At 41.1% G+C, this 25863-nt stretch carries 22 protein-coding genes; 11 read left to right on the top strand and 11 right to left on the bottom strand.

What is annotated here, in order from left to right; genetic code table 11:
* The first annotated feature begins 1 nt into the window (after position 1).
* From DBR40_RS11515 to DBR40_RS11530, 4 genes are read left to right on the top strand one after another with little or no spacing between them, the layout of a single operon-like run.
* Positions 2 to 1003 carry a biotin-dependent carboxyltransferase family protein gene (locus DBR40_RS11515; protein ID WP_124559891.1) on the top strand — a complete coding sequence of 334 codons (1002 nt, stop codon included), beginning with the start codon at positions 2 to 4 and terminating at the stop codon, positions 1001 to 1003.
* A complete protein-coding gene (locus DBR40_RS11520) occupies positions 1000 to 1767 on the top strand; it encodes a LamB/YcsF family protein (protein ID WP_124559892.1) in 768 nt (255 codons plus the stop codon). The genes DBR40_RS11515 and DBR40_RS11520 overlap by 4 nt, the downstream gene beginning before the upstream one ends.
* Positions 1757 to 2941 (top strand): NRAMP family divalent metal transporter, encoded by a 1185-nt coding sequence (locus tag DBR40_RS11525; RefSeq protein ID WP_124559893.1) that lies wholly within the window; start codon positions 1757 to 1759, stop codon positions 2939 to 2941. The genes DBR40_RS11520 and DBR40_RS11525 overlap by 11 nt, the downstream gene beginning before the upstream one ends.
* 4 nt (positions 2942 to 2945) lie before the next feature.
* Positions 2946 to 5510 carry a M1 family metallopeptidase gene (locus DBR40_RS11530; RefSeq protein ID WP_233603866.1) on the top strand — a complete coding sequence of 855 codons (2565 nt, stop codon included), beginning with the start codon at positions 2946 to 2948 and terminating at the stop codon, positions 5508 to 5510.
* 191 nt (positions 5511 to 5701) lie between these two features.
* Here the strand turns inward: DBR40_RS11530 and DBR40_RS27120 are convergent, their stop codons facing one another.
* From DBR40_RS27120 to DBR40_RS11555, 6 genes are all read right to left on the bottom strand, one after another.
* Positions 5702 to 5836, bottom strand: coding sequence for a hypothetical protein (locus tag DBR40_RS27120; protein ID WP_255420103.1), 135 nt, complete (start codon positions 5834 to 5836; stop codon positions 5702 to 5704).
* A 201-nt stretch (positions 5837 to 6037) separates the two neighbouring features.
* Positions 6038 to 7108, bottom strand: coding sequence for an aminotransferase class V-fold PLP-dependent enzyme (locus DBR40_RS11535; RefSeq protein WP_124559894.1), 1071 nt, complete (start codon positions 7106 to 7108; stop codon positions 6038 to 6040).
* Positions 7109 to 7182: 74 nt separating this feature from the next.
* Positions 7183 to 8385 carry an acetate/propionate family kinase gene (locus DBR40_RS11540; RefSeq protein WP_124559895.1) on the bottom strand — a complete coding sequence of 401 codons (1203 nt, stop codon included), beginning with the start codon at positions 8383 to 8385 and terminating at the stop codon, positions 7183 to 7185.
* A 1-nt stretch (position 8386) separates the two neighbouring features.
* Entirely contained in the window at positions 8387 to 10474 is a 2088-nt protein-coding gene (gene pta, locus DBR40_RS11545) for a phosphate acetyltransferase (RefSeq protein ID WP_124559896.1), read from the bottom strand.
* Between the two features lie 139 nt (positions 10475 to 10613).
* Positions 10614 to 10997: a transmembrane 220 family protein gene (locus DBR40_RS11550; RefSeq protein ID WP_158674035.1), complete on the bottom strand. Its 384-nt coding sequence runs from the start codon at positions 10995 to 10997 to the stop codon at positions 10614 to 10616.
* 61 nt (positions 10998 to 11058) lie between these two features.
* Positions 11059 to 11277 (bottom strand): DUF6965 family protein, encoded by a 219-nt coding sequence (locus DBR40_RS11555; RefSeq protein ID WP_124559898.1) that lies wholly within the window; start codon positions 11275 to 11277, stop codon positions 11059 to 11061.
* A 194-nt stretch (positions 11278 to 11471) separates the two neighbouring features.
* On the opposite strand from DBR40_RS11555, the gene DBR40_RS11560 reads away from it, so the two are divergent.
* Positions 11472 to 12134, top strand: a complete 663-nt coding sequence (locus tag DBR40_RS11560) for a competence protein (protein WP_233603867.1) — start codon at positions 11472 to 11474, stop codon at positions 12132 to 12134.
* 169 nt (positions 12135 to 12303) lie between these two features.
* Positions 12304 to 12699, top strand: coding sequence for a LytR/AlgR family response regulator transcription factor (locus tag DBR40_RS11565; protein ID WP_124559899.1), 396 nt, complete (start codon positions 12304 to 12306; stop codon positions 12697 to 12699).
* A 36-nt stretch (positions 12700 to 12735) separates the two neighbouring features.
* On the opposite strand, the gene DBR40_RS11570 is transcribed toward DBR40_RS11565, so the two are convergent.
* On the bottom strand, positions 12736 to 13323 hold the full coding sequence (locus tag DBR40_RS11570) for a DUF4142 domain-containing protein (protein WP_124559900.1): 588 nt from the start codon (positions 13321 to 13323) through the stop codon (positions 12736 to 12738).
* A 251-nt stretch (positions 13324 to 13574) separates the two neighbouring features.
* Between DBR40_RS11570 and DBR40_RS11575 the strand changes: the two genes are divergently transcribed.
* Genes DBR40_RS11575 through DBR40_RS11585 form a run of 3 tightly spaced genes read left to right on the top strand, consistent with a single transcriptional unit; the run spans position 13575 to position 18551 of the window.
* Positions 13575 to 15941 (top strand): TonB-dependent receptor, encoded by a 2367-nt coding sequence (locus tag DBR40_RS11575; RefSeq protein ID WP_124559901.1) that lies wholly within the window; start codon positions 13575 to 13577, stop codon positions 15939 to 15941.
* 30 nt (positions 15942 to 15971) lie between these two features.
* Positions 15972 to 17198 (top strand): DUF4374 domain-containing protein, encoded by a 1227-nt coding sequence (locus DBR40_RS11580; RefSeq protein ID WP_124559902.1) that lies wholly within the window; start codon positions 15972 to 15974, stop codon positions 17196 to 17198.
* A 39-nt stretch (positions 17199 to 17237) separates the two neighbouring features.
* Positions 17238 to 18551 carry a PepSY-associated TM helix domain-containing protein gene (locus tag DBR40_RS11585; RefSeq protein WP_124559903.1) on the top strand — a complete coding sequence of 438 codons (1314 nt, stop codon included), beginning with the start codon at positions 17238 to 17240 and terminating at the stop codon, positions 18549 to 18551.
* A 46-nt stretch (positions 18552 to 18597) separates the two neighbouring features.
* Here DBR40_RS11585 and DBR40_RS11590 read toward each other — a convergent pair whose 3' ends face one another.
* The gene (locus tag DBR40_RS11590; protein WP_124559904.1) at positions 18598 to 18807 is read right to left on the bottom strand and encodes a hypothetical protein; all 210 of its coding nucleotides are present in this window, start codon (positions 18805 to 18807) and stop codon (positions 18598 to 18600) included.
* A 236-nt stretch (positions 18808 to 19043) separates the two neighbouring features.
* Between DBR40_RS11590 and DBR40_RS11595 the strand changes: the two genes are divergently transcribed.
* Together DBR40_RS11595 and DBR40_RS11600 are read left to right on the top strand one after the other, a co-directional pair.
* The gene (locus tag DBR40_RS11595) at positions 19044 to 19688 is read left to right on the top strand and encodes a Crp/Fnr family transcriptional regulator (RefSeq protein WP_233603868.1); all 645 of its coding nucleotides are present in this window, start codon (positions 19044 to 19046) and stop codon (positions 19686 to 19688) included.
* 11 nt (positions 19689 to 19699) lie between these two features.
* The gene (locus DBR40_RS11600; protein ID WP_124559906.1) at positions 19700 to 20284 is read left to right on the top strand and encodes a molybdenum cofactor guanylyltransferase; all 585 of its coding nucleotides are present in this window, start codon (positions 19700 to 19702) and stop codon (positions 20282 to 20284) included.
* Positions 20285 to 20295: 11 nt separating this feature from the next.
* Here the strand turns inward: DBR40_RS11600 and DBR40_RS27010 are convergent, their stop codons facing one another.
* Genes DBR40_RS27010 through DBR40_RS11615 form a run of 3 tightly spaced genes read right to left on the bottom strand, consistent with a single transcriptional unit; the run spans position 20296 to position 25843 of the window.
* Positions 20296 to 21774, bottom strand: a complete 1479-nt coding sequence (locus DBR40_RS27010) for a rubredoxin (protein WP_124559907.1) — start codon at positions 21772 to 21774, stop codon at positions 20296 to 20298.
* Between the two features lie 10 nt (positions 21775 to 21784).
* Positions 21785 to 22282 (bottom strand): nitrate reductase associated protein, encoded by a 498-nt coding sequence (locus tag DBR40_RS11610; protein WP_199748322.1) that lies wholly within the window; start codon positions 22280 to 22282, stop codon positions 21785 to 21787.
* Positions 22283 to 22297: 15 nt separating this feature from the next.
* Entirely contained in the window at positions 22298 to 25843 is a 3546-nt protein-coding gene (locus tag DBR40_RS11615; RefSeq protein WP_124559908.1) for a nitrate reductase, read from the bottom strand.
* Positions 25844 to 25863: the final 20 nt, after the last annotated feature.

The following is a 25863-nucleotide window of genomic DNA, read 5'->3' on the forward strand; positions in this document are numbered from 1 at the left end:
TATGGAGATAAGCATCATAAAACCCGGCCTGTTAACTACGGTGCAAGATATGGGCAGATACAAACACCTTGCGCAGGCCATACCCGTTTCGGGCGCTATGGACCAGCTGGCCCACCGGTTGGCCAATAAAGCTGTTGGCAATGATGATGATATGGCCACCCTCGAATTTACCTATGCAAATGCTTCATTTACAACCCATACAGTTGTTTTGCTTGCTTACTCGGGTGATGGCGCTTTTTTGATGTACGGGGGCGAGGTAATGCCTGCAGAAAAACCACTGCTTTTTCCGAAAGGGGCAATACTTACTTTAATCCATAATCCACTAGGTATGCGTACCTATCTGGCGATGGCGGGTGGTTGGCAGGTGCCCGAGGTACTGGGGAGTAAAAGCACTTACCTGCCGGTTAAATTTGGCGGTTTTGAAGGGCGTAAGCTGGCAGAAGGCGATGTGTTGCGCAATGGTGATGCCATCAGTGCTGTTTCTGCAGCTATTATACATGAGTTGAACAGCAGGGCTTTAATTTATCCTAACTGGCGCATCTCGCGCGAAATTTTATTGTCTGCTAACCGGAAAACCATTAGGGTGGTACTGGCCAACGAATTTAACTGGTTTGATGCCAGCTCAATTATTGCATTCTTAACCAAAACATACCAAATCAGTTTAAAGAGCAATCGAATGGGTTGCCATTTATCAGGTAGACCGATGGTTCGGAAAACAAAAAAGGAGCTGCTTAGCACTGCGGTTACTCCGGGCGTTATACAGGTAACAGGTAATGGTGATTTGGTTATATTAATGGCTGATTGCCAGACAACGGGCGGCTACCCGCGTATTGCACACGTTGCCGATGTAGATTTACCATTATGTGCACAGTTAAAACCAGGAGATGAGATCAGTTTTTCAGAAATATCGAGAGATGAAGCAGAAGAACTTTACCTTCAGAAAGAGCATGATTTGTTGTTGATTAGCAAGGCTATAAATATAAAATATACCAGCACTATATGAAAGAAATAGATCTGAATTGCGATATGGGCGAAGCATTTGGAAATTATACCATGCCCAATGATGTTGAACTGATGGATTACATTTCATCAGCCAATATTGCCTGTGGTTTTCATGCAGGCGATCCTGCCGTAATGCAGCACACCGTGGCCCTGGCCATCAAAAAAGGAGTGGCTATAGGCGCACATCCGGGCTTGCCCGATTTGCAGGGTTTTGGACGCAGGGAGATGAAAATTTCGGCACAGGAAGCCTATCAGCTCACCTTGTACCAGATTGGGGCTCTAAGCGCTTTTGTAAAGGTCGCAAGAGGAAAATTAAATCACGTAAAAGCACATGGCGCACTTTACAATATGGCTGCTAAAGATGCTGAACTTGCTAAAGCCATTGTACAAGCGGTGTATGATTTTGATCCGAAATTAATTTTGTATGCGCTTTCGGGGAGTAAAATGATTGCTGAAGCCCAAAATAAGGGTATTGCAACTGCCTCGGAAGTTTTTGCAGATAGGAGTTATCAGGATAACGGATCGTTAACGCCGCGCACCGAACCCGGTGCATTGATTACTGATGAGGAGGCAGCTTTAAATCAGGTTGTTGCTTTTGCATTAAAACAGGAAGTGCGCAGTGTAAGTGGTAAAATCATTGCCGTTGATGCCGAAACCATTTGCGTACATGGCGATGGGGCACACGCAGTAACCTTTGCAAAACGCATTGCCGAAAAATTAAAATCGGAAGGGATTTTGGTTAAAGCACCACGATATGAAAGCTAAGTACAATTGGAGCGTACTTTTGGGTGCTGCATTTTTAATGGCTTCATCGGCAATTGGCCCAGGTTTTTTAACCCAAACAGCCGTTTTTACCCAGCAGCTGGGCGCTAGTTTTGCTTTTGTAATCCTGCTTTCAATCGTACTCGATGCCATTGCCCAGCTCAATATCTGGCGCATTATAGCCGTTGCCGATAAACCTGCACAGGATATTGCCAATAAGGTGTTTCCAGGATTGGGGTATTTTATTTCCTTTCTGGTTTTTTTAGGCGGTTTAGCTTTTAATATCGGTAATATTGCTGGTGCCGGCCTTGGTTTAAATGTGCTGTTCGGCATCAGCGTTGGGCAGGGGGCAGTAATTAGCGCCATTATGGCCATTGGTATTTTTATTTACAGGGAAGCCGGGAAAGCCATGGATCTTTTTGCCAAATGCATGGGGCTGATTAAAATTTTACTTGCCCTGTTTATTGCTTACACCAGTTCGCCGCCCCTGGCAGAGGCAGCTTTAAGATCGGTTAACCCTACGCAATTTAGTTTTACGGCAGTTTTAACCATAGTTGGCGGAACGGTTGGTGGCTATATCACCTTTTCGGGAGCACACCGTTTGTTAGATGCCCGCCAAACCGGTATACAAAATTTAGGCGCCGTAAATAAAGGGGCTTTAAGCGCAATAGGTTTGGCATCTGTTATGCGTTTATTGTTGTTTATAGCTGCATTAGGTGTGGTAAGTAAAGGTTTTACTTTAGATCCTGATAACCCGGCAGCTTCGGTATTTAAACTGGCCAGTGGCGAAATAGGTTATAAAATATTCGGTGTGGTAATTTGGGCTGCAGGCATTTCGTCGGTAGTTGGTTCGGCTTATACATCTATATCTTTCATTAAGAGCTTTCACCCTTTAATTCTTAAATTTAACCGGGCCATCATCATTACTTTTATCTCTGTTTCCTGTGTTATTTTTATCCTCATTGGCAAGCCGGTTAAAATATTGCTAACGGTAGGGGCAATTAACGGTTTTATATTGCCCATTGCTTTAGGAGTGATGCTTGTTGCAGCCTATCGCACTAAAATAATTGCCAGTTACAAACAGCCGCTATGGCTTACCTTAACTGGTTTGGCCGTAGTAATTACCATGGTTTGGATGAGTTACGGCACCATAGTTCAAATGATAAACGGAGAATAACCCAATGATGAAGATTAACCCTAAATATTTTTTTTCCTTTTTACTACTCGGGCAGGTGGCTTTTGCTCAACAAAAAAACACTGATATACCTGTTGAGCCAGGCGTGTCGCTAGCGCTGGCCAGTCACAGAAGCACAACAATTAGCAATATTCAATACCAGGTTCATTTTAATATACCGCAAGAGCTTAGTGCGGCAATTCAATCGACAGAAAATATTGATTTTAAGTTGAATAAGTTAAGTGATGTGCAAATTGACTTTAAGCAAAGTGCTGATCATTTAAAACGCATTGTGGTTAATGGAAAGCAAGTTGCTATTAACTTTAAAGAAGAACATATTCTCATTGCCCATAAGGATTTACATCTGGGCAATAACCGCATTGCTATTGAGTTTGTTGCAGGCAACGAATCACTAAACAGGAATAAAGATTTCTTATACGCACTCTTCGTTCCCGATCATGCCCGTATGGTTTTTCCGTGTTTTGATCAGCCCGATTTAAAAGCTAATTTTTTACTTTCGTTAACCGTTCCAAATGACTGGAAAGTAATGGCTAATGCTGCCAAAAAGGATTCGCTGGTTAATGGGGATATGGTTACCTATCATTTTAAAAATTCGGATAAACTCCCTACGTATCTGTTCTCTTTTACTGCCGGAAAATATACTTACCTAAGCCGAAAAGTGAAAAATCGCAACATGGAATTTCTGCACCGTGAAACAGATTCTGCTAAAATTAAGCTCAGTGTCGATTCGGTGTTTACAGGCCATAATGATGCACTCGATTTTTTAGAAGATTGGACAGCCATTAAATATCCTTTTCAAAAAATTGGTTTTGCTGCAATTCCCGATTTTCAGTTTGGGGGGATGGAGCACCCGGGCGAAGTACAATACAAATCATCAGCCTTGTTTCTAGATCAGGGGGCAACCAGAGATCAGTTTATTTCGCGTTCAAATCTTATTTCACACGAAACAGCGCATATGTGGTTTGGCGATTTGGTTACCATGAAATGGTTTAATGATGTATGGATGAAAGAGGTGTTTGCCAATTTTATGGCCGATAAGGTTACCGAAAAGCTGATGGGTAAAAGCACTTTCGATTTGAAGTTTTTGCAGGATCATTATCCTGCCGCTTATGGGGTAGACCGTACTTTAGGTGCTAATCCAATTCGTCAGCAATTGGATAATTTGCAAGAGGCGGGGTCGATGTATGGAAATATCATTTACCACAAAGCGCCAATTATGATGCGCCAGCTGGAGCAATTAATGGGCAAAGCAGCTTTTCAGAAAGGAATTCGCGAGTACCTTAAACTTTATGCTTATGAAAATGCTACCTGGAACGATTTGATTGCGATTTTGAGTAAATACACCAAAAAGGATTTGTACAGCTGGAACAAAGTTTGGGTAAACCAACCCGGTCGCCCGATATTTGGTTACGAAATTAAATACGATGGCGATAACATCAGTAGCTTAATTTTAACTCAAAAAAGTGAAAATGGAGAGCCTCGCGTATGGCCCCAGGCATTTACCATTAAACTGGTTTATGGTGATAACAGTAAGATTTTGAATGTGAATGCGGCGAATGCTACTACAATTATTAATGAGGCTAAAGGATTAGCCAAACCGCAGTACGTGCTGTTTAATGCCGATGGTGCGGGTTATGGCTTGTTTCCTGTTGATATGCTGATGATGGAGAATATGGATGTGAAAAGCAATCAGCTGGAGCGTGCATCAATTTATATCAATGCTTACGAAAATATGCTGGCAGGCAACAACTTTAAACCTAAGCAATTGCTTAATTTTTATCTGAAAGGATTAGCGATTGAGAAAAACGAAATGAATTTAAGGTTAATTGCGGGCTACCTGACTAATATTTACTGGACATTTCTTACGCCAGAAATGCGTACGGGTATGCATACTGACCTCGAAAATGTTATTTGGACAGCTATGCAACAGCAGGAACAGCAAAACCATAAAAAGATTTTATTCAATGCCTATCAAAATGTTTATATAGGGAAAGAAGCAGGTGAAAGGCTTTACCAGATTTGGGATAAGCAATTGGCACCAGATGGCGTTAAACTGCAGGAAGATGATTATAGTAACCTGGCTTTAACCTTGGCCCTTAAAACCGATACGGCAAATAGCATTTTAAAAGCGCAGTTAGCACGCACCAGTAATACCGACCGTAAAAACAGACTGATTTACCTGATGCCAGCGTTATCATTGGACCCAGCTGAAAGAGATCGCTTCTTTGATAGTTTAAAAGAGCGTAAAAACCGTCAGAAAGAGGCTTGGACTACTACAGCATTGGCTTATCTGCATCATTCGTTAAGGCAACAGACTTCAATAAAATATCTGAAACAAAGTTTGGAGCTACTTGAGGAAATACAGCAAACCGGCGACATATTTTTCCCGCAATCGTGGTTAGCGGCAATATTCTCAACATACAATAGTCGTGAAGCTTATCAGGTGGTGCAAGCATTTTTGAAATCGCATCCTAATTACAACCCAAAATTGAAGGATAAAATTTTGCAGACTACAGACAACCTGTGCAGGGCACAGGAGATTGTAAACTAAAATGATTTAGCGAGGCCTATGTTACTTATTTGTTACATTGGTTTTTGCCGATAATTTCTACTTTTGTCGCGAGAGCGTTAATTTAGATGGAAAGGGGTGAACATTAATTTGTTTCGCCCTTTTTCTTTTTTAAAGATTTTCGTAATTCCGGTAGTTTTTTTGAAGGCTAAATGGCCTTGATTTTTGGTTCTTTAATTAAAGGAAGCTGTTTCAGCATTTAATCCGTCGAGTAAGCTTTTTAGCAGCGTTTCTCTTTTATCATCAATCGATGCATCATCCTGAACGTGAACAGTAAGGTCTGTGTTTTCTGTGGCTTGTGTGTACATAAGGATAGTTTTGTGAATGTCTTTTTATTTAACGCTCAATTTTTGATATAGTTTGTAACTTTTTTATTTGACGCGTTATTTTTCCTTGTTTCACACGAATACCATTGATAAAATAATAGTGTTTTATCAAAAGTGTTTGTTAAGTTTATTGCCTCTATACTATTGTATTTTAATGTGTTGTTTTTTATCGAATCGACAGATTTAAGACTTGTCTAAAACATTTAATAGCTTGCTCAATTCTTCTTCGGTATTGTAAAAGTTGAAAGAAATGCGGGTACCAGCACCTCTTGGTGAGCAAATGATTTGTGCATCCTGAAGCTGTTCTACCTTTTTTTGATCGAGAGGCATACTGATAATAGTCGATTGATATTTCCTTTCCATTAACCAGTTTGGAATTAACCCTCTCGAGTTTAGCGCCAGTCTGGCTTTGTTGCTGAGTGCTTGTGTCGTCCTTTCAATTTCATCAAAACCAATAGCGCTAAGGTGTACAAGGCTTTGGTTCAGTGTGCCAAAGTTTAAAGTATCTAAATGACCAGGTTCAAAATATAGCGATAAATGATCCTTGCCTTGTAAAAACGGAGCAGTAGGCAAAGCAGCAAGTTTGTTTATTTGATAAAGCTGATCTTTTAACGCATCAGAAAGAAAGGCATAGCCATTGCCGTAACCTCCCAGCAGCCACTTATAGCCACTTCCTAGCAAGGCATCTAAACCCGATTTTTCGAAATTAAAGGCCGTAGTACCGGTAAACTGAGTACCATCGCCAATCACCAACAGTTGTGGGTAACTGCTTTTTAACTTTTGTATCCATTCATTATCCATCCGAAGGCCACTAATGTATTGCACCATGCTAAAAGCCAGTGCTGTTGGCTTAAATTTTTCAATGGCCCGGATCAGGTTATTTTCGAAATCTGCATCAATTTTTACGGTTTGGTATTCAAATCCCATACTAATTACCGGATAACTAACTGATGGGTACTCTTCTTCCAACAGTAAAAAACGATGGCTTTTATCCAATCCGTTTAATAGCGTATTAAAACCTACCGAAAAATTAGGAACCAGATAGGTGTTATCAGCTTTAGCACCAAAACATTTTGATAAATTATTTCTGAGATCGTTAATAATTGCCGCATTTTCCATTCTGAAAATACTGCCGCCGGCAATAAATGCTTCATCATGTGTTTTACGCCAGGCAGCCAGCTCGGTTGATAGTAAGCCAGAGTTGGCGGTATTTAAATAAGTATAAGTGTCGAGGATCGGAAAAGATAGGTTCATAACCAAAAATAAAAGATTTAGAAGGCAAAGTGCCAAAATGCATGCAGAAAATGAATATTATACAAAACTGTGGATTAGTTAACTGTTAAAAGATCGTAACACTGATTGGCAATTTCATATTCTTCGTTTGTTGGGATAACCAGTATTTTTACTTTTGATGAAGAACTGCTGATTTCCTTCAATTCGCCCGCATAAGTGTTATTTTGTTCGGAGTCTAAGCTAATGCCTAAGAAATCAAGGTCAGTGCATACTGCTTCGCGCATCTGCTTGTCGTTTTCGCCTACACCCGCTGTAAAAACGATCGCATCTACGCCATTTAGAACGGCAGTGTAGGCACCTATAAATTTCCTGATGCGGTAGGCATATAACTTAAGGGCTAAAACAGCAGCCTGGTTACCTTCTGCTACCAGCTTTCTAATGTCGCGCATATCACTCGATCCGCCAACGCCCAAAAGCCCTGATTGTTTATTGAGTAAAGTGCTTAGCTGCTCTAAAGTATAGCCAGAATGCTCCATGAGGTGAAAAATAACCGAAGGATCGATATCGCCAGATCGCGTTCCCATCATCAAACCGCTTAATGGGCCAAAACCCATACTCGTATCAACCGATTTGCCATTGCTAATGGCTGTAATGCTGCAGCCGTTTCCTAAGTGGACACTGATAATTTTTGTATCACTTTTACCCAGCCATTTTATAGCCTGTTCGCTCACATACTTGTGACTGGTACCATGAAAACCATAAACCCTGATGGCATCTTCTTTATAGTACCACTCGGGGATGGCATAACGGTAAGCCTGCTCGGGTATGGTTTGATGAAAGGCAGTATCAAAAACGGCAATCTGTTTGGCTTTGGTAAAAGTCTTTTCGGCTACTTCAATACATTTGTAATTGACCGGATTATGCAAGGGAGCGAGTGAGAACAGCTTTTTGATCTGTTTTTTTACTTCATCGGTAATCAGCACTGGTCCGTTAAAATGCTCACCACCATGTACAACACGGTGGCCAACAGCAGCAATATCATCAGGACTTGCTATTACGGCATATTTACCTTCACTTAGTAGCGCGAGTACCTGTTTTAAGCCTTCGCTGTGGCTGGCAATAAATGCCGATTGTTCTATACTGTGTTTACTGCACGCTGTATAAACGGTATGTTTTATAAAGGAGCCTTCAATGCCAATGCGTTCTACCAAGCCACTGCAAACGGGGCTTTTTTCTGGCATTTTAAAGAGTTGGTATTTTAAAGAACTGCTTCCTGAATTGATTACTAAAATGTTCATATTAAAGATCCTGGCATTGAATTGCTGTAATAACAACAGTGTTAAAAATATCATCTACCGTACAGCCACGGCTTAAATCGTTTATGGGTTTGTTTAAACCCTGCAGCATGGGGCCAATGGCCAGTGCGCCAGTTTCTCTCTGTACTGCCTTGTAGGTATTGTTACCGGTATTTAAATCCGGGAAAATAAGTACACTCGCACGGCCCGCTACTTCTGATCCTGGTAGTTTTTGCTGGCCAACCAAAGGGTCAACAGCGGCATCGTATTGTATTGGCCCTTCAATTTTTAATTCAGGAAACCTGCTTTTTACAATTGCCGTAGCTTCTCTTACCCGTTCTACATCTTCGCCTTCGCCCGATGTACCCGACGAATAGGAAAGCATGGCTATGCGGGGCTCGATGCCAAACCTGGCACTACTCTCAGCCGAAGAAATGGCAATTTCGGCAAGTTGCTGGGCAGTAGGATTGGGGTTAACCGCACAATCGCCAAATATGGCCACACGTTCTGGCAGGCACATAAAGAAAATAGACGACACAACCGATACCCCCGGCTTCGTTTTAACAAATTGCAGCGCCGGACGGATAGTATGCTGAGTAGTGTGTACTGCGCCTGATACCATGCCGTCGGCATCGCCTTTATAGACCATCATGGTGCCGAAGTAAGAAACATCGGTCATCATATCCCTGGCCATTTCGAGGTTTACATTTTTGGCTTTGCGCAATTCGTGCAGTGTATCTACATAATTATTATACTGCTCAGAATGGATAGGATCGTAAATTTTTAACACATTGATATCCAGATTAAGACCAAGCCTTTTTATGCTGTTGCCTATTTCAACCGGGTCGCCAAGGAGTGTAATGTCAACAATATCCTGGGCAATAAGTTTTTCTACTGCCTTTAAAATCCGCTCGTCGTTTCCTTCTGGCAAAACAATGTGTTTTTTATCGCGTTTGGCCCATTTAACCAGCTGGTATTGGAACATGTGCGGCGTAATCCCCTGGTAGCTAAAAGTAATAATTTTATTATCCAGGGCCTTGCTGTCTACATATTTTTCGAACAACTCAATGGCAAGGGCAATTTTCTTTTTGTTGGCTATGGTAATTTTAGAATGAATACCACCAATGGTAGTAGTGGTTTCGAAAGTTCCTTTTTGTACTGCAATTATTGGGATAATGGTCTGTAAACCTTCTATCAGTTTAATTATCGGCTCATCGGGTAAACTGCCAGCTGTTAAAACAATACCCGCGATTTTTGGGTAATTGGCCGATAAATTGGCCTGAAGTGCACCAATAATAATATCGCCACGATCGCCTGGCGTAACAATAAGCAGGTTATCTTTAATGTGTCTTAAAAAGTTAGGTAACATCATGGCACCGGTTACAAAATTATCAACCTGATTGTCGAGCAACTCTGTACCAAAAAGTATTTCACCACCCAGTGCCGATGTAATTTCTTTCATGGTTGGGCTTTGCAATCCGGTTTCTGTTGGTATTACCGCTATCAATAGTTCGGCTGGTAGCTGGTTGGTTAGCGCCTGTTTAATGCGTTCGGCCTCTTCGGGATTAACCATATTGGCCACCACGCCAAGCACCTGTACATCCCTTAATAAAAAATTGCGGTAAATATTAATGGCGCTTTTAAAAAGCTGACTGGCTGTTTTGTTTTTTCCTGATACGACAATAAGCACCGGTGCACCTAGGTTTTTTGCCATCAGCGCATTCGATTCAAACTCAAATGCCATGCCTTCGCCTAAAAAATCGCTACCCTCAATTACCGTGAAATCATAATTGTCTTCCAGTTTTTTATACTTACTGATAATGGTATTGATGATGGTACTGCTATCGTCTGATTGATGCAGCATTTCCTGCCGGGTAAAAGCAAAAGCATCTTCGTATTTAACCGGGAGCGAAAAATAATCGAGCATGGCCTCTACATGTTCGTCTCTAACATTCGGGTCATCCTGGGCAATAATGGGTTTAAAATAACCTACTTTCTGGGTTTTTGCCAACAGCATATTGATCATGCCGAAAGCGATTACCGATTTTCCGGTATAAGGTTCGGCCGAGGCAATGAAAATATTTTTTGTCATAAAGGAAGCATCAAGGTATAGGTATAACCAATTATGCCCAATATAGTTGGAAATATTTGTTTTAAAAACTGATGCTCGTCAAGTTTTAAAATCTGCCCGCAATAATTCTAAATTTTACTTTTATCAGTTAAAAGCTACTTTAGGCCAGTCGTTTCGAAGCTACCCTGGTGGTTAGATAATCAATGGCAAGTACAACAATCAGGATCAGTAAGCCCCCAAATTCGCGGGTTTCTTCTATCCATGGTTTGGTTGCTTTCATACTCATGGCTATGTTTTCGGCAGCATGGTCGTTATACCAGTTCAATACGCCGTATTTATCAAAAAACAGGTATATGGCATACACGCTGTAAGCCAGTATTCCACCTAAATAAGCTTTGCGGTAATATTTTCCACGGAAATACATCCAACATAGCCAGGCGCCAAAAAGATAGATGGGCATCCAAACATAGGGATCGGGATCGTTGTACTGTAAACCGGCAGAAACAATAAACAGGATGCAGAATAAGAGATTAAAAGCTTTCAAATTTTGAATTTGTTTAATAGGCTAAAATACACCATTTTATTAAAAAAAATGAGTAGTGTATTTAGGCATTCGATTCGATCAGCAACTTCAGCATTTTAAGCCGGTATACCAGCGGCGCATTTACCTTGGCATCGGGATTAAGCCTTAAAGGAAGAAAATGGCTCTCCAGAAAATGTTTATAATCTGTAATTACGGTAGCCTCGTTTAGATAGATTGGAACCTGCTGGGGCTCGGCGTTGGCAAAAAAATCTTCTAACTGTTTTAATTCTTCCACGGTCATGCCACAAAGTTACCATTATACTGCTGGTCCTTAAAAACAAGTTTGTTTTAATCTGATATATGGCTCTGGTTCAGACCGAATAATTTCAGTTCGAAGTATTTAGTCATACCGGGAGTGGATATATTTTTTGTATGCTAATATTTTTAGTCTAATTTTGCGTATCCCTAATTAAGCAATTTTGCGGGCAATAGCTGATGAAGAAATTTAATCCCCTTCCCGAACCCGTTTTGGATGTTTCTATGCTAAAAGAAGAATTTTATAGAAAAGAAACCGTCTGGCACCGCGATTGGAAACTGGCTTTTCCGCCTTCTTTCCGGGAAATTGCCTTTTACGATGCGGCCAATAATAACCTGCACCGGGCTGATATTTTTACGCCTTCGGGCTATACCATAGAGTTTCAGAATTCCCCAATTACACTGGTCGAATTAAATAGCCGGGAAGCTTTCTATCCAAACCTGATTTGGGTGCTGAATGGAAAGAAATTTAAAGGCTTTAAAGTGCTTAAACACCTTCCAGATGTGGATGATCCTAAATTAATGGACTATGAGTTTTGCCATAGCGATCATCTTTCGATGGTGAGGAAAGTAGAGATAGAACAGGGGAATTTATTCCCCAAACCGTTGAATTTTTACCACAGTGAGTTAAAGGACATAAAATTCACTTCCAATCTCTATTCTTTTTGCTGGAAACAGCCTCATATGGTATGGTATAGTGCTACCGCAAAGATTATCATCGATTTAGGCGGCCATTTTCTATATGAACTTAAGCAAAGACCGCAGTTAAACGGAAATTATCCCTATTTAAAATTGCTAAGCCGGAAGACATTTATAGAACGTTATACACCACCAGAGTTATAATTTCAGACCAAGCTAAAATCGTTGTTTAAATGTGTTTTAAGGCTATTTTTTAAGGGGAATAACCATTTGTATAGGTCGTGTTTTAAAGGGGTTTAGCGATTAAACAGCTCAATTTGCCTGGCTTACCTTCAGGTTTGGCTTGAGCTTTGCTAACTGGTTAGAAAAGTTAATGCAGTTACCTCATCTTGAACCATATACCTGTGTCATAATCGATGATGACCAGATCAGTATCGATATCCTGAAAGCTTATATTTCGCGCATAAAAGAATTTACCATGTTAGCTACCTATACCGATCCGATTGCTGGGGTTGAGGCGATCCGCGCATATGGTGAAATTGATTTCCTTTTCCTTGATATTGGCATGGAAGTGTCGGGCATTGATATAGCCAAAGTAATACGCGATCGCGTTAAGTACCTCATTTTTGTGACTGCCCATGAAAGGCATGCGCTCGATGCCTTTAGGGTGTATTGCGATAAATTCTTTGTAAAACCTGTTGGTTACGAGCAAATCAGGCAGGCAATTGCCCATTTGGTTAAAAGAGATAATTTTAAAGGCAATTATTAATCACCTTCAACCATTGTTGAAGGTGATTAACGTTTTTTATTTCATACTATCGTTTATCTTATTGATCATTACCAAATGGCTCTGAACGATCGGAGCAGTTTTGGTTGCAAATGATTTGAGATCGGCATCTTTTCCGTCTTTAGCTTCATCTTCCATTAATTTCAGTGTAGATTTATGCCCGCTTACCATAGCATCTACATAAGCTTTATCAAAATCTGTCCCTGCTTTTTTACTCAGGTCGTCCATTTTCTGTTTATGCTCATCATCAACCGTACCTGGTAAGGTAATGTTTTTGAGTTTGGCTATGGCCATTAATTCGGTATTGGCCATGCCGTGGTCTTTTACCATCATGGTGGCAAATTCTTTCACCTTTGCATTACTGCTTTTTTCGAGCGCCATTTTTCCCAGTTCTACTTCGGCCATGCCGCCCACAGCAGCCTGAGTGGTAAATTTGGCATCAGCTTCGTCTACTGCAATTCCACCGGTAGCCGCCACATTTGTTGTGGTATCTTTCGCCATGTTTAAACTGTCGGCACTTTCTTTAGCATCTTTATTCCCTCCGCTACATGCCTGGAAAGTTAAAACCGATGCCGAAATGGCCATCAAATAAATTAAATTTTTCATATACATTGTTTTTGTTGTATAGGAAGAACATGTTTTTAAGTGAAAGGGTTTGAGTGTTTTAAAAGATTTATCGTAAGTGTTTTTTCTGCCAGGCTTAAAGGTGGGGATTAACGAAATTTAACATTTATTTATTCTTATTTGGACTTGATCTAAATAGAGACTATCTTTGCCCGGAATAAAAATGCCACACGGTTTCGGACCCGTGTGGCTAAACCGGAAATCCGGCTCACCTTTAATCTCCATTAAAAGCCATGCAAATTAAGAAAATTTTGCTATTGGGCATACTATGTGCCTGTGTAATTTTTGCTTCAGCCCAAAATCCAATACCGGGCATTTCAGGACAAGTTAAAACCAGCGGCGGCGATCCGCTTCCTGGTGCCACCGTAAAAGTTAATAAAACAAATTTTGGTACCCTTACCGATGGTAGCGGTAATTTTAAAATCGTACAAATCCCCGCCGGAAATTATACTTTACAGGTATCGGCCATTGGTTTTAAAACCCTTAAGAAAGAAATTACCATTGGCGATAAACCGTTAAGCGGACTCAATTTTAATCTTTCCGAATCTGCAGAACAGATGGAAACCGTGAATGTAATTGGCAGAACGGCTACGCAGGAGGTAAACCGACAGGCTTTTAACGTAACTGCGGTAGATGCCAAAAAGCTGTACAATACCACACTCGATATTTCGGGAGCCCTCGATCGCGTTGCAGGCATACGGGTAAGAGAATCGGGCGGGGTGGGTTCTAACTTTAACCTTTCATTAAATGGTTTTTCGGGCAACCACGTAAGGTATTTTATAGATGGGATACCAATGGATAATTTTGGTTCCTCGTTTCAGATTAACAATATCCCGATTAACATTGCAGACAGGGTTGAAGTATATAAAGGCGTGGTGCCGATGTGGCTGGGGTCGGATGCCCTTGGTGGTGCAATTAACATTGTAACCGGCGATCGCTACCGCAACTATATCGATGCTTCTTATTCTTTTGGTTCGTTTAACACCCACAGAAGCGTAATTAATGCCGCCACAACTTCAAAAAATGGCTTTACTATTCAGTTAAATGCATTTCAGAACTATTCTGATAACGACTACAAAGTAACCGTTGAAGCATCAGATATCTGGACCGGGGCTTATGCACCAGCCGCTAAACTTCGGAGGTTTAACGATACCTACCATAACGAAACTTTAATTGCCAATGTAGGCGTAGTAGGAAAAAGCTATGCCGATAAACTCTTATTTGGTGTTACTGTTGGTCAGAATTATAAAGAAATACAAACTGGTGCCCGGATGGCTTCGGTTTTTGGAGGCTGGCACCGCCGGGGGAATATTTTAATGCCCAGCTTAAAATACAAGAAAGAAAACCTGGTTAAAGGGCTGGATGTAACCATCAATGCCAATTACAACCTGGGTAACGAGCAAAATATCGATACACTAAATGTACGTTACGATTGGTATGGCAATAGTAAACCAAACGGATCGAATGGCGAGCGCGCAAGAAGTTTATACAAATACAAAAACAACAATGGCCTGGCCACAACCATGCTCAATTACCGCATTAACGATAATCAATCGGTAGCGCTGAGCAATGTTTTCAGCACTTTTAACCGTAAGGGAAGTGATGAACTGAATCCAACCAATGCAGAGCACGAACGTACAAAGAAAACCAACAAGAATATTTTAGGTCTGGGTTATAATTTTGACGTAAAAAATAAATGGAGTGCTACGGTTTTTGGTAAATACATTAACCAGAATAATGTTAACGGAAGCGGTACTGGTGCAGGTAAAAATAATCTGGAGCGTTTGGGTTATGGTGCAGCAGCCAGTTATTTTTTAAACAGAAACCTTCAGTTAAAAGCTTCGTACGAATTAACCAACCGCATGCCCGAAGCCCAGGAAATATTTGGTGATGTAGAAAACCAGGATGCCAACCCTAGCTTAAAACCCGAAAAAAGCGATAATTTTAATTTGGGATTGAGCTATGCTTTTTCGGTTTCGCACGATCATAACTTTGCTTTCTCGGCCAATGGAATTTATAGAAATGCTACCAATTTCATTTATAGCCGTTTAAACCAAAACCAATCCAAATTGGTAGCCGATAACCGCGACGGAGTAAGAACAGTTGGTGGTGATGCAGAAATCAGGTATTCTTACAAAAATTGGTTAAGCATAGGTACAACCGTAACCTATCAAAACCTTAAAAACCTGCAGAAATACGAAACCGACCCCAGTACCGGACAAAAATTCGCTTCAATCAGTATCGTATACCTCGATCAGATGCCCAATATCCCTTATTTGTACGGAAACGGAGATGTTTCGGTATCGCTAAAAGATGTAGGTCATAAAGGCAATAACCTTACTATAGGCTATAATTTACTATATGTGCATGCCTTTTGGCTGTACTGGCCAAGCCAGGGTGGTAAAACCATCAGCGACGATAAAAAGGTTATTCCTCAACAATTTAATCACGATGTAAATCTCGTTTACAGCTTAAAACAAGGTCGCTACAACATTGGTTTGGAAGCCAAAAATATCACCAACGCCAATCTCTTCGACAATTTTAGTCTCCAAAAACCGGGTAGGGCTTTCTACCTGAACCTAAGATATTTTATCAATTAAATCAATAATTAATTATTAAAACAGTTCATAATGAAAACAAATTTAACCAAAGCGTTTATAGCTTTAGCTTTTGCTGCTGTGCTAACCTCGTGTTCTAAAAAAGAAGAAGGCGAAAGTATTCCCAACAACCCGGGTAATTTTATTCTGGCAGTAACACCAGTAGCATCAACCGGAGTAGCCGATTACCTGCTTACTGCAAGCGATTTAGATAAAGGCAGCATTTCTACCGTTGGTAATGGGGTAGAACAAGACGGAACCTACCGTTACTATGTTACTCACAACAATAAATTTTTCAGCATGCTTTACGGGCAGGGAAATCCAGGTGCTGTAACTACTTACAACATCCTGTCGGGTAAGCTAAATAAACTATCTAATTTCCAGACCGAAACGGTGCAGGCTTTTGCTCCTGTAAACGATGATATCCTTTTGGTTAAAATACCGAGAAATATTGCTACGCCACTGGCCAACTGGTACAGGGTAAATACCAATAGTTTATTAATTGCAGGCGAAGGAACCATTGATGTTCAGGCGCCATCAAACAACGGCGAATCGGCCCACTTTAGTTGGATTAAACAAGTAGGCAATAAGGTTTATGCGCCGTACTTTTCAATTAAGGCCTGCTGTGGTGAATCTTTTGGTACAAATTTCCCTAACAATGCCTGGATTGCTGTTTATTCTTACCCGGAAATGAAACTTGAAAAGGTAATTAAAGACGACAGAACCAGCTTTATCGGCAGGTATTTTACCGATGGTTTAGGTTTGGTAGAAAATGGTGATGTGTATGCTTTCTCTTCTTCTGTAGCCGTTACCAATGGTGTGTTAAGCTCTACAAAGCCATCAACCATTACCAAAATTAAGGCCGGTACTACCGAATTCGATTTAAGTTATTTTGTTGATTTTGAATCAGTTTCTGGTGGTAACGTAATTACCAACTGGTTGTATATCGGTAACAATAATTTTGTGGTAAACGCCATACCAAAAGCAGAAAAAGGTGCTTATACAGTAGGAAAAACGATCGGAATTTTGAATGTGGTTGATAAAACATTTAAAAAAGTTAACGGAATACCTGCTTCTACTGATATTTCGAGCATTACCACCAATAATTATACACCCAAAGATGGTAAAACAGCTTACATCGGTTTAAACCTGAAAGATGGAACCAGCTACGTGTACAAAGTTGATGCATCAGCACTAACCGCAACAAAAGGACTAAAAGTAGAAGGTGGTTTAATTACCGCAATCCAGCATTTAAAATAAGCTTAAAATCATCATTTCAACATCAAACAAAACAGGACAATGGCAACGGTAATCAAAACTACTCAGGCAAAGAAAAAGAATAAAGATTCGTTATTTAACAGGATCAATAAATGGCTTCATCTCTGGCTGGGCCTGGTTTCGGGCGTTATTGTCCTAATTGTTTGTATTACAGGCTGTATTTGGGTTTTTAACGAAGAAATTACTGCCTTGTTAGAACCGGAAACGAAAATTGAAAGACAGGATACACCGGTTATTCCACCTTCGCAGCTGAGCGCTATTGCTTTTAAACTTTACCCGGATAAGGTGCCTTCTTATGCCCAGTACCAGCAGGGAAGGGCTATTAATTTAAATTTAAGGGGCAAAAAAGACGAGGGCAGAAGAGGTGGCGGAACAAGCCTTAAAATCAATCCATATACTGGCGAGGTAATCAGCACGGTGGTGCATAAAAAAGGCGAGGTAGACTTTTTCAGGTTTATTTTAAACGGGCACCGCTTTTTGTGGTTGCCTTATGCCATTGGCCGGCCAATTGTAAACTATGGTACGCTGGTTTTCGTGGTCTTGCTCATTACCGGACTGATTTGGTGGTATCCTAAAAAATGGAACAAATCTACCCGCGATAAGAGTTTCAAGATTAAGTGGGGTGCCTCATTTAAGCGGGTTAATTTAGACCTGCACAACGTACTGGGCTTTTATTCGCTTATCTTTTTATTGTTTATTGCACTAACTGGTATGGTATACGGTATCAGGTGGTATAGCGAAGGCCTTTATTGGGTAACCTCGGGTGGCGATAAGCTGGGTGATTTTCAGCGTTTAGAATCCGATTCGCTGGCTTTAGGTAAATTTTATACCCCACAAAAAGCCATGGATCTGGCCTGGAACAAAGTAATCAGCAGACACCCGAAATCAGCAGGGTTTTATTATAATTTCCCCGATACCAGTAAAGCGAAAGCTACCATCAACATTACAGTTTATCCCAACAAAGGTCAGTTTTACAATAACCAGGGCTATACTTTTGATCAGCATACCTTAAAAGAATTTCAGAGAAAGGGAGTTTATGCCATTCCTTACGATGAGGCAGGTTTTGGTGGTAAGCTGCGAAAAATGAATTACGATATCCATGTGGGCAGCATTTTAGGTTTTCCGGGGAAAGTGCTTGCATTTTTGGCCGCTTTAATTGGTGCAAGCTTGCCCATTACCGGTTTTCTGATCTGGTACGGACGTAAATTCAAGAAAAAATCAACGAAAAAGGAACCCGTACAAACAGGGGGTAAAGCTTTGCTGGCACAGGTAAAGCCAAGGGCAAAAATTCCGGCACGTAAAACAGGCGAAACTGTTGCTGCATATGAACACTGAGATTTTGAATGAGTTGAATTCCCGGACATTGTCCGGGAATTCTTTTTTAAGCCAATACGGCTTTACTTTTTTTAGCTTTAGGTTCAGCTTTTTCAGGTAATTGAATCGATAAAATCAGATCGATACTTTCTGAGTTGGTTTCATAATCAGCAGCGATTTTTTCCCATCTTTTTAATTCGCCTTGCAGGGTTTCAATTTCCTTACCCAATGATTCGATTTTATTCTGAATTGATTTTCTAACGTTCGTATTTGCCATAACACAAAATTAAAATTTGACGGCATATCTTTAAACTTCTTTATGCATAGTTAGCCGGCAAAAAACGCTAAACGTTCACATTCAGGGAGTTTTGTTGTAATAAAATTTTCAACAATGGTTAATAAGCAGGTATTTGGGGAGAAAAGGACCAAAAGCTGGTAACATTTGTTAATTTTACGTTTATATCCCCATTATAAATGAAAAAAAACAGTAGTTGCGATCTTAAAACTTGCTTTATGTGCCAACTTACCTTAAAAGAATGGCATGCAGCTATTGATAACCATAAAAGGAATTTTACAGCCAAAAAAGGAGAGGTGATTATTAAAGAAGGCGATCCCGTGAGCGGGGTTTATTTCGTAACTTCGGGTAATGTAAAAGTGCATAAGCATTGGGGCGATAAAGAACTGATTTTGCGTTTTGCCAACGATGGTGCAATTATCGGCCATCGGGGAATCAGCAATAACATTTCTACTTACCCGATATCGGCAACAGCTTTAGAAACAACACAGCTTTGTTTTGTTGATATCGAATTTTTTAAAGCTACCATAAAAGTAAACCAGGAGTTTGCCTATGGTTTGTTAATGTTTTATGCCGATGAGCTGCATACTTCTGAGAAGAAAATGAGAGACCTGGCCTTAATGTCGGTTAAAGGCAGGTTGGCTATGGCTATTTTGAACCTTAAAGATCAGTTTGGCTTAAATGAAGGTGGTTTTTTAAACCTGGCTTTAAGCAGACAAGATTTGGCAGCTTATACTGGTGCAACTTACGAAACGGTTTTCAGGACCATGAACGAGTTGCTTGCAGAGCAACTGGTTGTGGTAGCGGGTAAGCAAATTGGTATTTTAAATGAAGCGGGGCTAAAAGAATTGAGTAATAAATAAAGCAATTGGCTATGTTAGGCGTAGTTTTATGTGGCGGTCAAAGTTTAAGGATGGGCTCCGATAAGGGGTTGTTAAGCCATCAGGATAAGCTTTGGGCACAATTGGCTGCCGATAAACTTGCTTTATTGCAAATTCCGGTTATATTTTCTGTTAATGCCATCCAACAGGTAGCTTATGCAGGCTATTTCGGAGAAGAGCATCTAGTGGCCGATCATACTTCGCTTGACTTTAGAGGACCACTACTTGGCGTACTTTCTGCGCATTTGTTAAGCCCCAGGCATGATTTATTTGTACTGGCCTGCGATTTACTGCTGATGGAGAACCGGTTGCTCAATCAATTATCAGAAGCGTACCTTGCCGCTGAGGCTTTCGATGCCTATATTTTTACGCGGAATGGCCAACAAGAGCCTTTGTGTGGTATTTATACCGCCAAAGGTTTAAAAAGCATCTGGCATTTATTACAAACGCATCAGTTAACCAAACACAGTATGAAATTTGTATTGAGTAAGCTGCAGGTGTGCGAAATAGCTGTTGAAGATAACGACGATCGTTTTTTCGGGAATTTTAATTCCCATGCCGAAATTAATGGATTGTAAGGCGATTGTGTTTACAACAATTGCAATGCAGATTGATCGATCTTGCTAAAATCATTTTTATCTCCTTCACAAAGTGGACAGCAATAGTTTTCTGGCAAATCTTTAAATGTTGTGCCCGGTAAAATACCCTGAGTTTCATCTCCCGTTTTTTCGTTATACACCGTGAGGCAACTGTTGCATTGGTACAAAAAATCGCTTCCTTTTTTAGCAGGTTCTTCTGTAATAATGGGTTGCTGCTGATCTGTTTTGATGGTATTTAAACGGTATTTGTAAAATTTGAACACCGCACGCCTCACTTGCTCAGGTAGCAGAAAGCTTGGGTTACTGCGACTAAAAATTTCTCCCGTGCGCTCATTAGGGTTAAAATCTTTGGCGCATAGAATATCGTATACCGGAAAGAGTTTTAGGCCAAACAAATCGATTAAATGTCGTTTTTGAATCAATATGCTGCTAAAAACTTCGCTCTTTTTGCGGGTTTTAATGCCGAAACAAATCCCGAAGGTGCGGGTATCATCAATGCTTAAGCTTTTTACCAGAAAATTTTTGAGCGCCAAACCTTCATTGCAATTGTCTTCTACCTGAAAATTAAGCTCATTGGCGGCGTGGCGCATGTTCACTTCAAACTCTTCGAGCAGGGTATTCCAAAGCTTTTTGTCTTCTTCGTTAATTCCTTTGATAATAATCGTTTTCCACGAGGTACAGCAAAGCTGACCTAATTTGGTAGCCAAACAGAGCTGACATAGTTTTTTTAAGAAGGCTATGCTAAACAGCTCATCGCGGCGGTATATGCCTAACCAGTATTTATTGTTATAACGGTTTAAGCCCTCGTAATATGGAAGGTTAAATGATGATAAGGAAACGGACTGCTGTGCAGGTTTAATGATGAAATGATCATGCGCCAGTGCTGCAAACAATTCCTCGCCATTGGCTGTGGGATTATCGATAAATTTATCAGGGTTGTTCTTAATAATCGTTTCTATAGCTTTTGTAACCTGGGCAATGTGGTTGGTGTAGCAGAGCTGGTTCCACTCGTATATTACATTGGTTTTCGGAAAACGGATAATCAGATGCCAGTAATGTTGCGATTGTGAAGAGGCTATCCAGTTAATGTTACCCGTTAACATCGGAGTGAAACTCTGGTCGTTATCGCAAATGTTTACTTTTATAGTTGGTTTAAAGTCGATACTATCAAGAATATCCTTATATACGCCTTCTGTTAGCCATGTTTTTTGGATAAAAATTTCTTCTGCAGGGTAAGAACTAATGATGTTGGGGGAATTATTGGTGTTTTCTTCATAGTCAACTTCCAGCTTATCTAGTTCTGCCGTAAAAATATCAATGTTGTAAGTCGTGGTATCGATTAATAACTGTTGGCGCAGGCCAAAGCGTACGTATTGAATGCGTGCTTTACTCGCTGCTACAAGGATGTTGAATAGCTTGCCGGGCGAGATAATGCCCCCTGGAAAGTTAATAATAATTGTTTTGTACATGCTCAGCTGGTTAAATTCCAAATTCGATAATGGCTTTGGGGAAGTTCTTGTTTTCGTGCCCGGGCCTGCATAATTTTAAAAGCGCAAATCGCTGTATATTAGTGAGCTTTCGCCATTGGCTAATGGAAATCTGTAGCTGTAGTTCTGCCAGTTTCTCCTGAAGCATGGCTGGGATTTGGTGTAAATTGGCCCAGTCGGGCAGCGGATCAATAGGGAGGGTGGTAGCCTGGTTTCCGGTGTATTTGGCAATCAGGCTAATTAAGAACTGGTGGTATTTGTTGGTTTCCTCTTGCGTAAATACAGGCAGTAAGGCCAGTTGAACCCGCTCTTGCGGATGAAACCTGCTCCATTCGGCCAGTTTGAGTTTTATCCCTGCAGCATCCATTTTAAAACGGACAATCATCGGGATGCAACGTACATTTTCTTCAATAAAATCTTCTTCGAACTTAAAATATTCGATGCCTTTAACGTTAATAAATTCAGAAGGACCAAGAGTTGTTTTCATCATCGCTTTCAGTTTAATTTATTCGGCCAGAGCGGCTTTAGGTTCGGTTTTGAGTACGTTTACAAAAGAATCGAGAATGGCTTTAACTTCGGGGCGGCAACTGCCACAGCCCATGCCTGCCCCGGTTAGCTGGCAAAGTTGTAAATGATCTTTACAGCCATCTTTTATTTTGTTGATTAAGTTACCCTCGCCCACATTGTTACAGCTGCAAACGGTTCGGCCAATAAGCGGTTCCGTTGTTTTGCCGCTTCTTAAAAGCTGAAGCCTTTTTTCACTCAGCTCCATCTTGTTTTCAATCAGGTTGCGGAACTCCAGGAACTCGCCTTTATCGCCAATTAATATTGCGCCTACCAGTTTGTCGTTGTGTACAATACATTTTTTATAATAGCGTTTGGCCTTGTCAATAAAAACAATTTCTTCGTAGGTAGGGTCGTTGTTGGGTATTTCGGCCAGACCTAACGAACAAAGTTCGAGACTGTGCATTTTCAAAATATTCATCAGCAAACTGCCCTGGTAAAATTTGGCAATATCGCCACATAGAAATCGTGCTACTATTTCTGCCTGTTGCTCTGCTGCTGCGGTAATGCCATACATTTCACCTTTAAATTCGGCAATTTCGCCAATGGCAAAAATGTCTTCTTCGTTGGTTCGCAGGTATTCATCAACCACTACACCTCTTTTGCAGGTTATGCCAGCCTCTTTAATTAATTCGATATTGGGTACGGTGCCGATGGCAGTTACAAAAGATTCGCAATCAATCATCAACCCGCTTTTTAAACGTACACCAGTGATGTTTTTTTCGCCGATCACACGGTCTACCTCATCGTTGTAAAAGATTTCGATGCCCTTGCTAATCAATTCTTCGTGTAATAGCTGGCTACCTAAAGCATCGAGCTGGCGGCCCATTAAACGCGAAATCCTTTGGATTATGGCTACTTTTGAGCCTGTTTCGGCTAGTGATGTAGCCAGTTCGATTCCCAGCAAACCGCCACCTACAATGACTACTTTGCCATTGGTTTGGGGTACATGTTTCTTAAATTCATCTGCATCTGTACGACTACGCATGGTAAAAATGCCATTCAGTTTGGGCAGGTCTTTAAGCACAAATGCTCTGCTTCCGGTTGCAAGGAGCAGTACATCGTAATGATGCGTTTTTCCTTTGCTATCGGTAACGGTTTTATCTGCTTTATTTATTTTTTCGATACTTAAGCCACGGTGTAGCTTAATTCTATAATCTTCCTCTTCGCTATCGCTCATTTTGATGAGGTTGTGCCATGGGAGCGTACCGATAATGTAATCGGGAAGGAGTACGCGGTTGTAAAAAGGGAAATCTTCTTTGCTAAAAATCTCGATATCGTCGGTTGTGTTTAGTGCCCGGTAGCTTTTAACAAAACCGCAGGCTCCGGCTCCTGCACCAATTACAATAATTTTTTGCCTTGCTTTTTTATATAGCTTTACTTCTACAGCGGTAAACTTGAAATCGGGTTCTTTACTTAACGGATCAACCAGGTTGTTGGTTAGGTTGTTTACGCGGTTTAAATCGCTTTTTAAAATCAATCCCCAGTGCATGGGCATAAAAACAACACCGGGTTTAATATCGGTAGAGTATTTGGCTTTTACACGCACATTACCGCGTAAGCTTAACACTTCGATTATATCGTTGTCTTTGATGTTTCTTGCTGCTGCATCAACCGGATTTATTTCTAAAAAAGATTCGCTGATGTGTTGGTTCAGTTTGTTAACCTTCCCCGTTTTGCTTCGGGTGTGCCACTGGTCTCTGATCCTGCCTGTGGTTAAAATCAGTGGGTGTTCAGGGCTGAGGGCTTCCGATTGGTTGGCATCGCTCACCGATACAATGTTAGCTCTTTTATCGGGTGTAAAGAATTGATGATCGGTAAATAAACGCGCAGTTCCCTCTGTGTTTTTGTTTTTTGGGTATGGCCATTGTACCGCTCTTTTTTCTTTTAAAATCTGGTAGTTAAGCCCGCTTATATCAATATTGGTACCTTCGGTAAGTGCTGCATGTTCATCATAAATAGCAGCAGCATTTTTAAAGCCAAAACCGCTGTAGCCCATTTTTTGTGCAAAGCGGCAAATGATTTCCGAATCGGGTAAAGCCTCTCCGGGCGCCTCGGTAATTTTACTCAGATAGGCAATATAACGTCCTGCGTTGGTCATGGTGCCTTCTTTTTCGGCCCAGGCGGCTGCGGGTAGTACTACATCGGCATATTTCAGTGTTTCTACCTTATTGCTGATGTCTTGCACCACTACGAATCTGGCATTCTTTAGGCCAGCTTCTGCTATACGTACATCGGGCAGGCTGATTAAGGGATTGGTACAGAGTATCCAAACAGCTTTCAGTTTTCCTGAGTTCAGCTCGTCAAACATTTCTGTGGCAGTTAAGCCCGGTTTAGACTGGATGGTGCCCAAAGGGATTTGCCAAAATTTTTCTACCTCGTTACGGTGGTTTTCGTTGGCAAGGTTGCGGTGCGCGGGTAATAAATTGCTTAATCCGCCTACTTCGCGACCGCCCATGGCATTAGGTTGCCCGGTCAGTGAAAATGGACCACTGCCGGGTTTGCCAATATGCCCCGTTATCAGGTTGAGATTAATTAACGAAAGGTTTTTATTGGTGCCCACCACGCTTTGATTAAGCCCCATGGTCCACATGGTAATAAAACCTTTGGCATTGCCAATGTAACTGGCAGCTAAACGGATGGCGCTTTCTTCGATGCCACAAATGGCAGCGGCTTCTGCTATGGTGGTTTGAAAAACAGTTTCATGGTATTTTTCGTAACCGTTGGTACTGTTGATGATAAAATCAGCATCTGCTTTCCCGTCTTCAATCAGGCAGCGGCCAACAGCATGGTGCAGCGTAATATCTGTACCCGGGTTTAGTTGTAAATGCACATCTGCGAGTGAGCAGGTTTGGGTTTTACGCGGGTCGCTGACAATAATTTTTAAATTGGGGTTATTTAGTTTAGCGGCTTCAACCCGGCGCCACAGGATGGGATGGCACCAAGCCGGGTTTGCGCCAGCCACAAAAATGCAATCGGCAATTTCAATATCGTCGTAGCTAATGGGTACGGTATCTTCGCCCAGGCTCATTTTATAACCAACAACCGCACTGCTCATACATAAGCGGCTGTTGGTATCGATGTTATTACTACCGATAAAACCTTTAATTAATTTATTTACTACGTAATATTCTTCGGTTAAACATTGCCCGCTGGCATAAAAGGCTACACTATCAGGGCCATATTTTTTAATAAGCGCTTTAAATACCGCTGCGGTTCTATCCAGCGCCGTATTCCAGCTTACCCGTTGCAAAGGCATGTTTTTATTGTAGCGCATTTCAGGATAAAGCAGGCGGTCGCTTTTATCGTTTGCGGTATAATGCAGGTTCAGCCCTTTGCTGCACAACATGCCCTTATTTACCGGGTGGGTTTTGTCGCCTTCAACCGTAATCCTTTCGTGGATGTCTTTATTTACCACAATACCACAACCCACGCCACAATAGCAGCAGGTAGTGGTATTTGGCGATATGTTTGTTTCGTTGTTCAAATGATAAACAAGGTTATAGG

The sequence above is a fragment of the Pedobacter sp. KBW01 genome (assembly GCF_003852395.1).
Lineage (GTDB): Bacteria > Bacteroidota > Bacteroidia > Sphingobacteriales > Sphingobacteriaceae > Pedobacter.